At 66.1% G+C, this 11,870-nt stretch carries 15 protein-coding genes; 7 read left to right on the top strand and 8 right to left on the bottom strand.

Annotated features, from left to right (window positions below):
• From RMP06_RS18425 to infA, 3 genes are all read left to right on the top strand, one after another.
• A partial coding sequence (locus RMP06_RS18425; protein WP_310463254.1) for a class I SAM-dependent methyltransferase occupies nt 1-613 on the top strand: 613 nt, incomplete at its 5' end.
• Between the two features lie 291 nt (nt 614-904).
• Nucleotides 905-1,084: a hypothetical protein gene (locus RMP06_RS18420; RefSeq protein ID WP_310463253.1), complete on the top strand. Its 180-nt coding sequence runs from the start codon at nt 905-907 to the stop codon at nt 1,082-1,084.
• 69 nt (nt 1,085-1,153) lie between these two features.
• A complete protein-coding gene (infA, locus tag RMP06_RS18415; RefSeq protein WP_310463252.1) occupies nt 1,154-1,423 on the top strand; it encodes a translation initiation factor IF-1 in 270 nt (89 codons plus the stop codon).
• Between the two features lie 12 nt (nt 1,424-1,435).
• Here the strand turns inward: infA and RMP06_RS18410 are convergent, their stop codons facing one another.
• From RMP06_RS18410 to RMP06_RS18395, 4 genes are all read right to left on the bottom strand, one after another.
• Nucleotides 1,436-1,903, bottom strand: a complete 468-nt coding sequence (locus tag RMP06_RS18410) for a VOC family protein (RefSeq protein WP_310463251.1) — start codon at nt 1,901-1,903, stop codon at nt 1,436-1,438.
• Entirely contained in the window at nt 1,900-2,289 is a 390-nt protein-coding gene (locus RMP06_RS18405) for a type II toxin-antitoxin system VapC family toxin (RefSeq protein ID WP_310463250.1), read from the bottom strand. Before RMP06_RS18405 ends, RMP06_RS18410 begins: the two co-directional genes overlap by 4 nt.
• Nucleotides 2,286-2,543 (bottom strand): AbrB/MazE/SpoVT family DNA-binding domain-containing protein, encoded by a 258-nt coding sequence (locus RMP06_RS18400; RefSeq protein WP_310463249.1) that lies wholly within the window; start codon nt 2,541-2,543, stop codon nt 2,286-2,288. Before RMP06_RS18400 ends, RMP06_RS18405 begins: the two co-directional genes overlap by 4 nt.
• A 69-nt stretch (nt 2,544-2,612) precedes the next feature.
• Nucleotides 2,613-4,688: an acetyl-CoA carboxylase biotin carboxylase subunit gene (locus RMP06_RS18395; RefSeq protein WP_310463248.1), complete on the bottom strand. Its 2,076-nt coding sequence runs from the start codon at nt 4,686-4,688 to the stop codon at nt 2,613-2,615.
• Nucleotides 4,689-4,734: 46 nt separating this feature from the next.
• Between RMP06_RS18395 and RMP06_RS18390 the strand changes: the two genes are divergently transcribed.
• Both RMP06_RS18390 and RMP06_RS18385 read left to right on the top strand, forming a co-directional pair.
• Entirely contained in the window at nt 4,735-5,112 is a 378-nt protein-coding gene (locus RMP06_RS18390) for a hypothetical protein (RefSeq protein ID WP_310463247.1), read from the top strand.
• Nucleotides 5,109-5,450, top strand: coding sequence for a type II toxin-antitoxin system PemK/MazF family toxin (locus RMP06_RS18385; protein WP_310463246.1), 342 nt, complete (start codon nt 5,109-5,111; stop codon nt 5,448-5,450). Before RMP06_RS18390 ends, RMP06_RS18385 begins: the two co-directional genes overlap by 4 nt.
• 67 nt (nt 5,451-5,517) lie before the next feature.
• Here RMP06_RS18385 and RMP06_RS18380 read toward each other — a convergent pair whose 3' ends face one another.
• The 4 genes from RMP06_RS18380 to scpA all read right to left on the bottom strand — a co-directional run bounded on the left by RMP06_RS18380 (nt 5,518) and on the right by scpA (nt 10,859).
• Nucleotides 5,518-7,050, bottom strand: a complete 1,533-nt coding sequence (locus tag RMP06_RS18380) for an acyl-CoA carboxylase subunit beta (protein ID WP_310463245.1) — start codon at nt 7,048-7,050, stop codon at nt 5,518-5,520.
• A 34-nt stretch (nt 7,051-7,084) separates the two neighbouring features.
• Nucleotides 7,085-8,053: a methylmalonyl Co-A mutase-associated GTPase MeaB gene (gene meaB, locus RMP06_RS18375; RefSeq protein WP_409050201.1), complete on the bottom strand. Its 969-nt coding sequence runs from the start codon at nt 8,051-8,053 to the stop codon at nt 7,085-7,087.
• A gap of 127 nt (nt 8,054-8,180) precedes the next feature.
• Nucleotides 8,181-8,660: a GNAT family N-acetyltransferase gene (locus tag RMP06_RS18370; RefSeq protein ID WP_310463243.1), complete on the bottom strand. Its 480-nt coding sequence runs from the start codon at nt 8,658-8,660 to the stop codon at nt 8,181-8,183.
• A 27-nt stretch (nt 8,661-8,687) separates the two neighbouring features.
• The gene (gene scpA, locus RMP06_RS18365; RefSeq protein WP_310463242.1) at nt 8,688-10,859 is read right to left on the bottom strand and encodes a methylmalonyl-CoA mutase; all 2,172 of its coding nucleotides are present in this window, start codon (nt 10,857-10,859) and stop codon (nt 8,688-8,690) included.
• A gap of 37 nt (nt 10,860-10,896) precedes the next feature.
• Here scpA and RMP06_RS18360 point away from each other — a divergent pair, with 37 nt between their 5' ends.
• Together RMP06_RS18360 and RMP06_RS18355 are read left to right on the top strand one after the other, a co-directional pair.
• Nucleotides 10,897-11,595, top strand: coding sequence for a GntR family transcriptional regulator (locus RMP06_RS18360; RefSeq protein WP_409050200.1), 699 nt, complete (start codon nt 10,897-10,899; stop codon nt 11,593-11,595).
• Between the two features lie 138 nt (nt 11,596-11,733).
• On the top strand, nt 11,734-11,870 hold a 137-nt coding region (locus RMP06_RS18355), incomplete at its 3' end, for an ATP-grasp domain-containing protein (protein WP_310463240.1).

Raw genomic sequence — 11,870 nt, 5'->3', positions numbered from 1 at the left:
TCCAGCAGGCGAGGCGCTGGCCATCGGCATCTCTTCGGCGGCCTGGCCCATGTTCGGCTTACTCTGGCCGTCTGGCCACGAATTGGCCAACCTCATGTCGGCGCGACGGCTGCTGATCGGCGAGCGCATCCTCGAGATTGGCTGCGGCCTGGCTCTGGCCAGCCTGGTGTGCCATCGGCGCGGCGCCAACATCACCGCCAGCGATTGCCATCCACTGACCGAAGCGTTTTTGATTGAGAACTTGCGGCTGAATCACCTGGGCGCCATGCCCTATCGACACGGGCCGTGGGACGGCAAACCCTCACCCGTGGCCTTTGCACATCGCCCCGCGCTGTTCGGCGAGTTCGACCTGATTATTGGCAGCGATGTGCTCTATGAGCGTGACCGCGACGCCATCCTGCCGCGCTTCATCGAACGCCATGCCGCCCGCACGTCTTGCGTGCTAATCGTTGACCCCGATCGCGGCAATCGGGCCCGATTCAGCTCGCGCATGATCGATCTGGGCTTCGTGCTCACCGAGTCGCGCCTGGATCGCGCCGCCAGTGGGCTCGATGTGGGCTACAAGGGGCGGCTGCTGAGCTACTTGCGCGTGGCACCGGCAGGCGTCTGTTAACATGCGCGCCGGGCTGGATGCGCGTGCATCCCGGCGCGCCGCCCTCCCCCCACTACCCAAAGTGGATGGCAAGTGGCAGACCCTGCGACCTGCAGAGGCCCCTCTCGCGCGATCACCCAGGCACCCCCAAAGCCTGAACGCGGTCGCTGTCCAGGCCGGCATCGCCTGGCCCTTACCTTGAACTTGATGCCGCAAATGCAGGCGCTCTTGCCTGTCAAACGGCTGTGCATGAATCTGAACTTGAACCTGACTCCAAATCGCATCACGGTGGGCAAATACCTTGTCTCACCCATGACCCGGCTACTCGACGACGGGGGCTACCTGGCCTCGGTCTCCATCCGCAGCGGACGCGGCAGCAGCACCCATGACCGGGTGTTTCGCTTTGACGCCCGCTTTGCCAATCACGGCGACGCCGTGGCCCACGCCACCCAGCAAGGCATGACCTGGCTGCGCCAGCGCCACGATGCCTGAGCTGAGCGTCCGCAAAACCGCCCCTCATCCACAACGCAATCGCATTCACCCCCTCCAGGAGATCCGGCCATGGCCAAGGAAGAACTGATCGAGATGCAAGGCATGGTCACCGAAGTGCTGCCCGACTCGCGCTACCGGGTCACGCTGGACAACGGCCATGTGTTGATCGCCTACACCTCGGGCAAGATGCGCAAGCACCACATCCGCATCTTGCAGGGTGACGCGGTGTCGCTGGAGTTGTCGGCCTATGACTTGAGCAAGGGCCGCATCACCTTCCGCCACATCGAGCGCCGCGGCCCACCGCCCAGCGGCGGTGGCGCGCAGCGCCGCAGCGGCTGACGAACTGCGCTGTTAGCTCAGCGCCAGCACCACCTCGGGTGGCGCCTGCACCAACTCGATCAACACACCCTCGCCACTGAGCGGAAACGCCTCATTGGCCTTGGGGTGGATGAAGCAGATGTCGTGGCCGGCGGCGCCCTTGCGGATGCCGCCCGGCGCAAAGCGCACACCCTGCGCGGTCATCCAATCGACCGCCTTTTGCAAGTCGTCCACCCACAGGCCGACATGGTTGAGCGGCGTGGTATGCACCGCCGGCTTTTTGTCGGCGTCCAGCGGCTGCATCAGGTCCACCTCGATGGCGGTGGCGCCCCGGCCCAGCTCGCAGATGTCCTCATCGACGTTCTCGCGCTCGCTCACGAAGGTGCTCTTGACCGACAGGCCGAAGATGTCCACCCAGAGGGATTTCAAACGCTGCTTGTCGGGGCCGCCGATGGCGATCTGCTGGAGGCCGAGGATCTTGAAGGGTTTGGGGGTCGTCATGGTGAGGAGGATGAAAGCTTGGGGCGATAGACCACACCAGGCAAGCCTTGCAGGTCCACGTCCTGGGTGTAGAGCGCAGCGCCATGGGCCTGCGCGGTTTGCCAGATGATGGCGTCGGCCAGTGCGAGCTTCCAGCGTCTGGCGGATTGCGCTGCCGCGAAGTGATCAGCCGGTGACAGGCTGACCACCTGGGGCACCGTCATGGCGCCGTACACCACGCGGGCCGCCTCTTCACCGCTCATCGTGAGGACACGCCGACAGACCTCGAACAGCGTGAGTGCGGGCACGATCAAATGGCCCGTGTCATGCAGGATGGGCTCGAAAAATGACGCGTTGACGCCCCCGCTGAAGTATTCCAGCCAGCCACAGGAATCCACGACGTTCATGGTGCAGGCCAGAAGGGTTCAGGGGCAGGATCACATCCGCCTGGCCAGCAGACCCCTTCGGGATCATTGGGCACATCGGTCGAGATGCCAGGCAAGAAGCCGCGCAAGCTGCGAATGTCCACCTGCGGCTCCAGAATCGCCTGCCCTCCCACGACCCGGATGTCCACACGCTGTCCGGCCTGCAGATTCAATGCCCGGCGGACATCCTTGGGGATGACCACCTGAAATTTGGGCGACACGCTGACGGTTGTCATACAAAACTCCTTCAATACGACGATTTCAGCTTATCACCCAAATTCAATTTCAGACAACTTCAGCGACTTTCACTCGAACCGCAGAATCGGCTGGTCCACGCTCAGGCTCTCGCCCTTCTTTGCCAGCACCTCGGCGACCACGCAGTCCTGCACCGCGACGAGGATGTTCTCCATCTTCATCGCCTCGATCACCGCCAGCTTCTCGCCTGCCTGCACCTTCTGACCGACCACCACCGGCACATCGGCCAGCAGCCCCGGCATCGGCGACAGCAGCGACTTGCTGGTGTCGGGCGGTGCCTTGTAGGGCATCAGCTTCATCAGCTTCGCCGCCCGCGGGTTGAGCACCAGGGCGTCGATCTGCGTGCCGTTGTGGGCGACGCGGATGGCGAGTGGCGCCTTGGCCGAGCCTCGCTCCACCTGCGCGGTGAACGGCACGCCGTTGCACACGCCGGTCATCAGCAGGTCACCGAGCTTGGTGTGGCTGCGGACCGCGTAGGTGCGGTCGCCGATCAGCACGTTGGCGGTGGCGGCGGGTGCATCGTAGCCGCTGACCTGGACCTCGTGGTAGACGTGCTGGCCCTGCGCACCGAGGACGGCCACGACCAGATCCGGCGCGGTCTTGGCGCCGTGGCCAGGCAACTGGCCGCTGATGCCCGCTGCGCGCTCGCGGGCCTTGCGGCGCACGAAGGCGGCGAGGGCCACGAGGAACAGCGGGTCGTCGTGCGGCACGTCCTCGGCCTTGAAGCCGTGGCTGTAGTGCTCGGCGATGAAGCCGGTGTTGAACCCGCCCGTGACGAACTTCGGGTGCGCCAGCAGCGCGGCCTGGAAGGGGATGTTCGAGCTGATGCCGCGGATCACGAAACCGTTGAGCGCCTCGCGCATCTTGGCGATCGCCTCGTTGCGGTCACGGCCGTGGACGATCAGCTTGGCGATCATCGAGTCGTAGAACATCGGGATCTCGCCGCCCTCGTAGACACCGGTGTCCACGCGCACGCCGCCGAAGTGGCCCTCCTCGTAGGCGGGGCCTTGCAGCGTCTCGGTGCCCTGCACCAGATCGGCCGCTGGCGGCGCGTAGCGCACCAGCCGACCCGTCGAGGGCAGGAAGTTGCGGAACGGGTCTTCCGCGTTGATCCGGCACTCGATCGCCCAGCCTTCGCGCTTGACGTCTTCCTGCTTGAAGGTCAGCGCTTCGCCCGCGGCGACGCGGATCATCTGCTCGACCAGGTCCAGCCCGGTGATGCACTCGGTGACGGGGTGCTCCACCTGCAGGCGGGTGTTCATCTCCAGGAAGTAGAAGTCCTGGTCCTTGCCGACGACGAACTCAACCGTGCCGGCGGACTGGTAGTTCACCGCCTTGGCCAGCGCCACGGCCTGTTCGCCCATCGCCTTGCGCGTGGCGTCGCTGATGAAGGGGCTCGGCGCTTCCTCGATCACCTTCTGGTGGCGGCGCTGGATCGAGCACTCGCGCTCGTTCAGGTACAGCACGTTGCCGTGGCTGTCGCCGAGCACCTGGATCTCGATGTGGCGCGGCTCCAGCACGTACTTCTCGATGAAGACACGGTCGTCGCCGAAGCTGTTGCGCGCTTCGTTGCGGCACGAGCTGAAACCTTCGAACGCTTCCTTGTCGTTGAACGCGACGCGCAGGCCCTTGCCGCCGCCGCCCGCCGACGCCTTGATCATCACCGGGTAGCCGATGCCCTTGGCGATCTCGACCGCCTGCTCGGGTGTGTCGATGGCGTGGTTGTAGCCGGGGATGGTGTTGACCTGGGCGTCCAGCGCGAGCTTCTTCGAGGCGATCTTGTCGCCCATGGCCGCGATGGAATAGTGCTTCGGACCGATGAAGGCGATGCCCTCTTCTTCGAGCCGCTGCGCGAACGCCGCGTTCTCGGACAGGAAGCCGTAGCCGGGGTGAACGGCCTGCGCACCCGTGGCCTTGCACGCGGCGATGATCTTGTCGGCGACGAGGTAGGACTCGCGCGACGGCGCCGGGCCGATCAGCACGGCCTCGTCGGCCAGCTCGACGTGGCGGGCGTCCTTGTCGGCCTCGGAGTAGACGGCGACCGTCTGGATGCCCATCTTGCGAGCGGTCTGGATGACACGGCAGGCAATCTCGCCGCGGTTGGCAATCAGGATCTTGGTGAACATGGTGAGAATCCTCGGCAACGAATTGCTATCTTGATATCATTGAATCATGCTGAACACACGCACACACACCCCCCCGCCCAAGCAAGTGCTGCTGCGCTTGCCCGACGACCTGGCCGCCCAGTTGGCCCATGCCATCCCGCCACGGCAACGCAACAAGTTCCTGGTGGACCTCGTCGCCAAGGCGCTGGCCGAACGACAGGCACAAGAAGACCAGGAACTGGTGCGTGCAGCCGAGTACATGAACGAGCTGGAGGCCCGGCATCCGGAACTGGTCCGCGAGGCCGACGAATGGCTGAATGCGCCCTTGACGGAGCCGGTGGACGTGTGGGATCCGGACTTCGACCGCGAGGAGTTCGAGCGTGGTTTCGCGGAGGCACAAGCCGCGCTGTCCAGCGGATCGACACCCCGCCCGTCCACGCCATGAACCGGCCCATCGAACGGGGTGAGGTCTATTGGGCGGCCTTCGATCCGGTGCAGGGTTCGGAGATCGCCAAGACGCGCCCGGCGGTGATCGTCTCGGACAGCCGCTTCAACGCCGTGCGGCGCACCGTGGTGGTCGTGCCGCTGACCACCACCCCATCCCCGCCCCAGTGGCCCTTGCTGGTGGAACTGCCCACCTTCAACACCCGCACCCGCGCCCGCACCGAGCAGATCCGGGCGGTGGACAAGTCCCGCCTGCGCGGTCACATCGGCCGCCTGGACACACAGGCGCAGGAGACACTGGACGCGGCGTTGGCCGTGGTGCTCGGCCTGCGGCGCTGAGACGGTGCGTGCCATGGCAGGGTGGGTGGTGGGGTAGGTGGTGTTCAGGGGTGGGCCGGCGAGGTGATCACAGCGGGATGTTCCCGTGCTTGCGCCACGGGTTGTCGAGCTTCTTGTCCTTGAGCATCACGAGCGAGCGGCAGATGCGCTTCCGGGTCTCGTGCGGCTGGATCACGTCGTCGATGAAGCCGCGGCTGCCGGCGACGAACGGGTTGGCGAAGCGGGCCTTGTATTCGGCTTCCTTGGCGGCCAGCTTCTCGGGATCGCCCTTGTCCTCGCGGAAGATGATCTCCACCGCGCCCTTGGCCCCCATCACCGCGATCTCGGCGTTCGGCCACGAGAAGTTCACGTCGCCGCGCAGGTGCTTGGACGACATCACGTCATAGGCGCCGCCATACGCCTTGCGGGTAATGACCGTCACCTTCGGCACCGTGCATTCGGCATAGGCGTAGAGCAGCTTGGCGCCGTGCTTGATGATGCCGCTCCACTCCTGGCTGGTCCCCGGCATGAAGCCCGGCACGTCCACGAAGGTCACCACCGGGATGTTGAACGCATCGCAGAACCGCACGAAGCGCGCCGCCTTGATCGACGACTTGATGTCCAGGCAGCCGGCCAGCACCTGCGGGTTGTTGGCGACGATGCCAATCGTCTGGCCTTCCATGCGGGCGAAGCCGATGACGATGTTCCTGGCGTAGTCGGGCTGCAGCTCGAAGAAGTCGCCGTCGTCCACGACCTTCAGGATCAGCTCCTTCATGTCGTAGGGCTTGTTGGCGTTCTCCGGCACCAGCGTGTCGAGCGAGTAGTCGAGCCGGTTGGCCGGGTCGCCGCTCGGGCGCACGGGCGGCTTCTCGCGGTTGTTCAGCGGCAGGTAGTTGAAGAAGCGGCGCAGCATCAGCAGCGCCTCCACGTCGTTGTCCAACGCCAGATCGGCCACGCCGCTGCGGGTCGTGTGCGTGACCGCGCCACCCAGTTCTTCGGCGGTGACTTCCTCGTGCGTCACGGTCTTCACGACTTCCGGGCCGGTGACGAACATGTACGACGAGTCCTTCACCATGAAGATGAAGTCGGTCATCGACGGCGAATACACCGCCCCGCCTGCGCACGGCCCCATGATCATCGAGATCTGCGGCACCACGCCGGAGGCCATCACGTTGCGCTGGAACACTTCCGCGTAGCCGCCGAGCGACGCCACGCCTTCCTGGATGCGCGCACCGCCCGAGTCGTTCAAGCCGATCACCGGGGCGCCGACCTTCATCGCCTGGTCCATCACCTTGCAGATCTTCTCGGCGTGGGCCTCGGAGAGCGCGCCGCCGAAGACGGTGAAGTCCTGGCTGAAGACGAAGACCAGACGGCCGTTGATCATCCCGTAGCCGGTGACCACGCCATCGCCGGGGATCTTGTTGTCGGCCATGCCGAAGTCGGCACAGCGGTGCTCGACGAACATGTCCCATTCTTCGAAGGTGCCCTCGTCCAGCAGCAGCTCGACCCGCTCGCGGGCGGTCAGCTTGCCCTTGCGGTGCTGGGCGTCGATGCGCTTTTGCCCACCGCCGAGGCGGGCCTTGGCGCGCTTGGCTTCGAGCATCTGTTGGATGTCATGCATGGAGGGTCTCCTCGGGGGTCGATTCAGAAAAAAATCAGTTCAGCAGGTCGAGCAGCCGCCGCGCCGCGACCGACGCAGCGAGCCGGCCGTCGCGCACCTGCGCGGTCGTGTCGGCAAGCTGGTCGCGCACGCCGGGATGGGCGCGGAAGCGGGTGCGCAGGCCGGCCTCGATGCGTTCCCACATCCACGCCAGGCTCTGCTGCTGGCGGCGCTGGTCGAGCCGGCCGCTGGCGGCCTGCAACCCGCGAAAGCGGGTGACGGCCGCCCAGAACTCAGGCAGACCCGCACCCTTGAGCGCGCTGAGCTGCATGACCTGGGGTTGCCACAGCAGGTCGCCGCCATGGCCATGCGGATCGCCGTGGGCGCCATGTCCGCCACCGTGGTACTGGTGCATGCCGAGCAGGCGCAGCGCGCTGGTGATCTGGGCGCGGGCGCGGGTGGCGGCGTTGGGATCGAGGTCGGCCTTGTTGATGACCACCAGGTCGGCCAGCTCCATCACGCCCTTCTTGATCGCCTGCAGGTCGTCGCCGGCGTTGGGCAGTTGCAGCAGGCAGAACAGGTCCGTCATGCCCGACACCGCCGTCTCGCTCTGGCCGACGCCGACCGTCTCGACGATGACCACGTCGTAGCCGGCAGCCTCGGCGATCAGCATCGCCTCGCGGGTCTTCTCGGCCACACCGCCCAGCGTGCCCGACGCCGGACTGGGGCGGATGTAGGCGCTCGGGTGGACCGAGAGGTGTTCCATGCGCGTCTTGTCGCCCAGGATCGAGCCACCCGAAACGCTCGACGACGGATCGACCGCCAGCACCGCGACCCGGTGCCCCTGCGCGATCAGGAACAGCCCCAGCGCCTCGATGAAGGTGGACTTGCCCACGCCCGGCACGCCCGAGATGCCGAGCCGGAACGCGCGGCCGGTGTGCGGCAGCAGGGCGTTCAGCAGCGCGTCGGCGCGCAGGCGGTGGTCCAGCCGGGTCGATTCGAGCAGCGTGATCGCCTTGGCCATCGCGCGCCGCTGCACAGCGGGCGACTCGCCGACGATGCCCGCAGCCAAGGCCCGTTCGGTCTCGGGCAGGCAGGAGAACGCGAATGCGTGTGTCTCTTCAGTCGGCGCCATGCAATGTCTGTCAGCCTCAGTCGGAGTCGCTCGGCGGGTGCGCCGGGCGGCGGAAATACAGATCCCATTCGCCCTCGGCCTCCAGGATGAAGCCGTGGCGCTGGTAGAAACGGGTCGCGTCGCTGTGCTTGAGCGCCGTGACCGACATCGGCATCGACCCCACGTCCGCCTCCGCCAGCACCTGCCGCATCACCCAGCCGCCGATGCCTTCGCCCTGCGCGCTGGGGTGGATGTAGAGGTGGTCGAGCAGCAGGTCATGCGGCCGGGGAATCACCACCACGAAGCCCACCAGATCACCGTCCCGCAGGATGTGGCGGGTGTGCGCCGGGTTGAAGCCCCGGCTCAGCCGCTCCCGCGCCCGCTGCGGATCGAAGCGGCCGAGCCGTGTCAGGCTTTCGCGCATCGCCGCCATGCGCAGGGCCAGCAGGGCTTCGAAATCACCTTCACCGGCCGGCGTGAGTCGCAAGGTCGGTCGTGCAGCGGGTGTGGTGGTCATGGTGTCCGGTGAGTCTGAGGAAGAACCTCAGGCCACGGACACATGGGCGCGTATCTGCTCCAGAACATCCTTGGCCGAGGCCGGGATCGGCGTGCCGGGACCGTAGATCCCCTTCACGCCGGCTTCGAACAAGAGATCGTAATCCTGTTGCGGGATAACCCCCCCGACGAAGACGATGATGTCGTCCGCGCCCTGCGCCTTCAGCGCGGCGATGATGGCGGGCACCAGCGTCTTGTGCCCGGCGGCCAACGTCGAGACGCCCACCGCGTGCACGTCGTTTTCGATGGCTTGCCGAGCACACTCCTCGGGCGTCTGGAACAGCGGCCCCATGTCCACGTCGAAACCAAGGTCGGCGTAGGCTGTGGCAACAACCTTGGCGCCGCGGTCGTGCCCGTCCTGGCCGAGCTTGGCGATCATCACGCGGGGGCGGCGGCCGTAGGTCTCGGCGAAATCGGCGATCTCGGTCTGCAGCTTTTCCCAGCCCTCGGCCGAGTCGTAAGCGGCGGCATAGACACCGGTGACCTTCTGGATGTCCGCACGATGGCGGCCATACACGGCTTCGAGCGCGTCGCTCACCTCGCCCACCGTGGCGCGCAGGCGCACGGCCTGGATCGCCAGATCAAGCAGGTTGCCGGTGCCCGCGCGGGCGGCGTCGGTCATCGCGGCCAGCGCCGCCTGCACGGCGACCGTGTCGCGGGTGGCGCGGATCTGCTGCAGCCGGGCGACCTGGCCGTCGCGCACCATGACGTTGTCCACGTCGAGGGTGTCGATCGGGTCTTCCTTGGCGAGCTTGTACTTGTTGACGCCCACGATCACGTCCTTGCCGGAGTCGATGCGCGCCTGCTTCTCGGCGGCGCTCGCTTCGATCTTCAGCTTGGCCCAACCGGAATCGACCGCCTTGGTCATGCCGCCCATCGCCTCGACTTCCTCGATGATGGCCCACGCCTTGTCCACCATCTCCTGCGTCAGCGACTCCATCATGTAGGAGCCCGCCCACGGATCGACCACGCTGGTGATGTGGGTCTCTTCCTGGATGATGAGCTGCGTGTTGCGGGCGATGCGCGAGGAGAACGCGGTCGGCAGCGCGATCGCCTCGTCCAGCGCATTGGTGTGCAGCGACTGCGTGCCGCCGAAGACCGCCGCCATCGCCTCGACCGTCGTGCGGACGATGTTGTTGTACGGATCCTGCTCGGTGAGCGACCAGCCCGAGGTCTGGCAGTGCGTGCGCAGCATCAGGCTCTTGGGGTTCTTGGCGTCGAAGCCCTTCATGATCCGGCACCACAGCAGGCGCGCCGCCCGCATCTTGGCGATCTCCAGATAGAAGTTCATCCCGATCGCCCAGAAGAACGACAGGCGACCCGCGAAGGCGTCCACGTCCATGCCCTTGGCGATGGCGGTCTTGACGTATTCCTTGCCGTCGGCGAGCGTGAAGGCGAGTTCCAGCGCCTGGTTCGCGCCCGCTTCCTGCATGTGGTAGCCGGAGATCGAGATCGAGTTGAACTTCGGCATGTTGGCCGCGGTGTACTCGATGATGTCGCCAATGATCCGCATCGACGGCTCGGGGCCGTAGATGTAGGTGTTGCGGACCATGAACTCCTTGAGGATGTCGTTCTGGATGGTGCCGCTGAGCTGGTCCTGCGAGACGCCCTGCTCTTCCGCCGCCACGATGTAGCCCGCCAGCACCGGCAGCACGGCGCCGTTCATCGTCATCGAGACCGAGACCTTGTCGAGCGGGATCTGGTCGAACAGGATCTTCATGTCCTCGACCGAGTCGATCGCGACACCCGCCTTGCCCACGTCGCCGGTCACGCGCGGGTGGTCCGTGTCATAGCCGCGGTGCGTGGCCAGGTCGAACGCCACCGACACGCCCTGCCCGCCGGCGGCCAGCGCCTTGCGGTAGAAGGCGTTCGATTCCTCGGCGGTCGAGAAGCCGGCGTACTGGCGGATGGTCCACGGCCGCACCGCGTACATCGTCGCCTGCGGACCGCGCAGGAAGGGCGCGAAGCCGGGCAGCGTGTTGGTGTTCTGCAGGCCCTGCACGTCCTCGGCGGTGTAGAGCGGCTTGACCGTGATGCCGTCGGGCGTGACCCAGTTGAGGGCGTCGACCTGACCACCGGGCGCGGACTTGGCGGCGGCCTTCTGCCATTGGGCCAGCGAGACGGGCTGGAATTCGGGCGGGTTCGCGGCTTCGTTCGACATGGTGTTGTGTTCCTGGCGCTGAGTCGCCGCATGATACATGATGCATAATTATGAATTCAATGTTGACTTCTGCCTGACAGTCCCTGTGAGCACACCCGCACTCGACACCACCCTGGCCCCACGCGCCCTCTACCAGGAGGTGGCCGAGCGGCTGCGCGAGCGGATCTTCAACCGCGAGCTGGAGCCAGGAAGCTGGATCGACGAGCAGAAGCTCACCGCCGAACTCGGCATCAGCCGCACACCGCTGCGCGAGGCACTGAAGGTGCTGGCGGTCGAGGGGCTGGTGACAATGAAGGTGCGCCGCGGCGCGTATGTGACGGAGATGTCCACCCACGACGTGCAGCAGGTCTACCACTTGCTCGCACTGCTGGAGAGCGACGCCGCTGGCGACGTGGCCCGCAACGCCTCCCCCGAAGAACTGGCCCAGTTGCGCGCCCTGCACGACCGGCTGGAGCGCGAGGTCCACCAGCGCGAGTTCTTCTTCGCCACCAACGAAGCCTTCCACGTCCAGTTGATGACCATCGCCGGCAACCGCTGGCGCCAGCAAATCGTGGCCGACCTGCGCAAGGTGATGAAGCTCAACCGCCACCATTCACTGTTCAAGCAGGGGCGCCCTGAAGAGTCGCTGAACGAGCACCGCGCCATGATGTACGCGCTGGAGCGCCGCGACGGTGCGTTGGCGACCCGCCTCATGCGCGCCCATTTCGACAACGGCCTCGCCGCTGCTGCAAGCTGAGACAGCACAACCGTGTGACATGTCTCAGCTTGAGGTCAGTTTGAAGTCGCAGAGTCCGCCCGCGCGTCACACTCCGCATCCCCAGCACACCAGTTTCAACACCCCGAAACTCTCCGCCACCCCGAGGAGCAAACCCCGATGAAGATCCACGAATACCAAGGCAAGGAAGTTCTGCGCCAGTTCGACGTGCCGGTGCCGCGAGGCTATGCGGCGTTCACGGTGCAGGAGGCGGTGGAAGCCGCGCAGAAGCTGGGCGGGCCGGTGTGGGTCGTGAA

This window comes from Sphaerotilus sp. (assembly GCF_031429695.1).
Classification (GTDB): domain Bacteria; phylum Pseudomonadota; class Gammaproteobacteria; order Burkholderiales; family Burkholderiaceae_C; genus Sphaerotilus.
The sequence above is the reverse complement of the archived record's forward strand: the minus strand, read 5'-3'. Positions and strand labels throughout refer to the sequence as shown.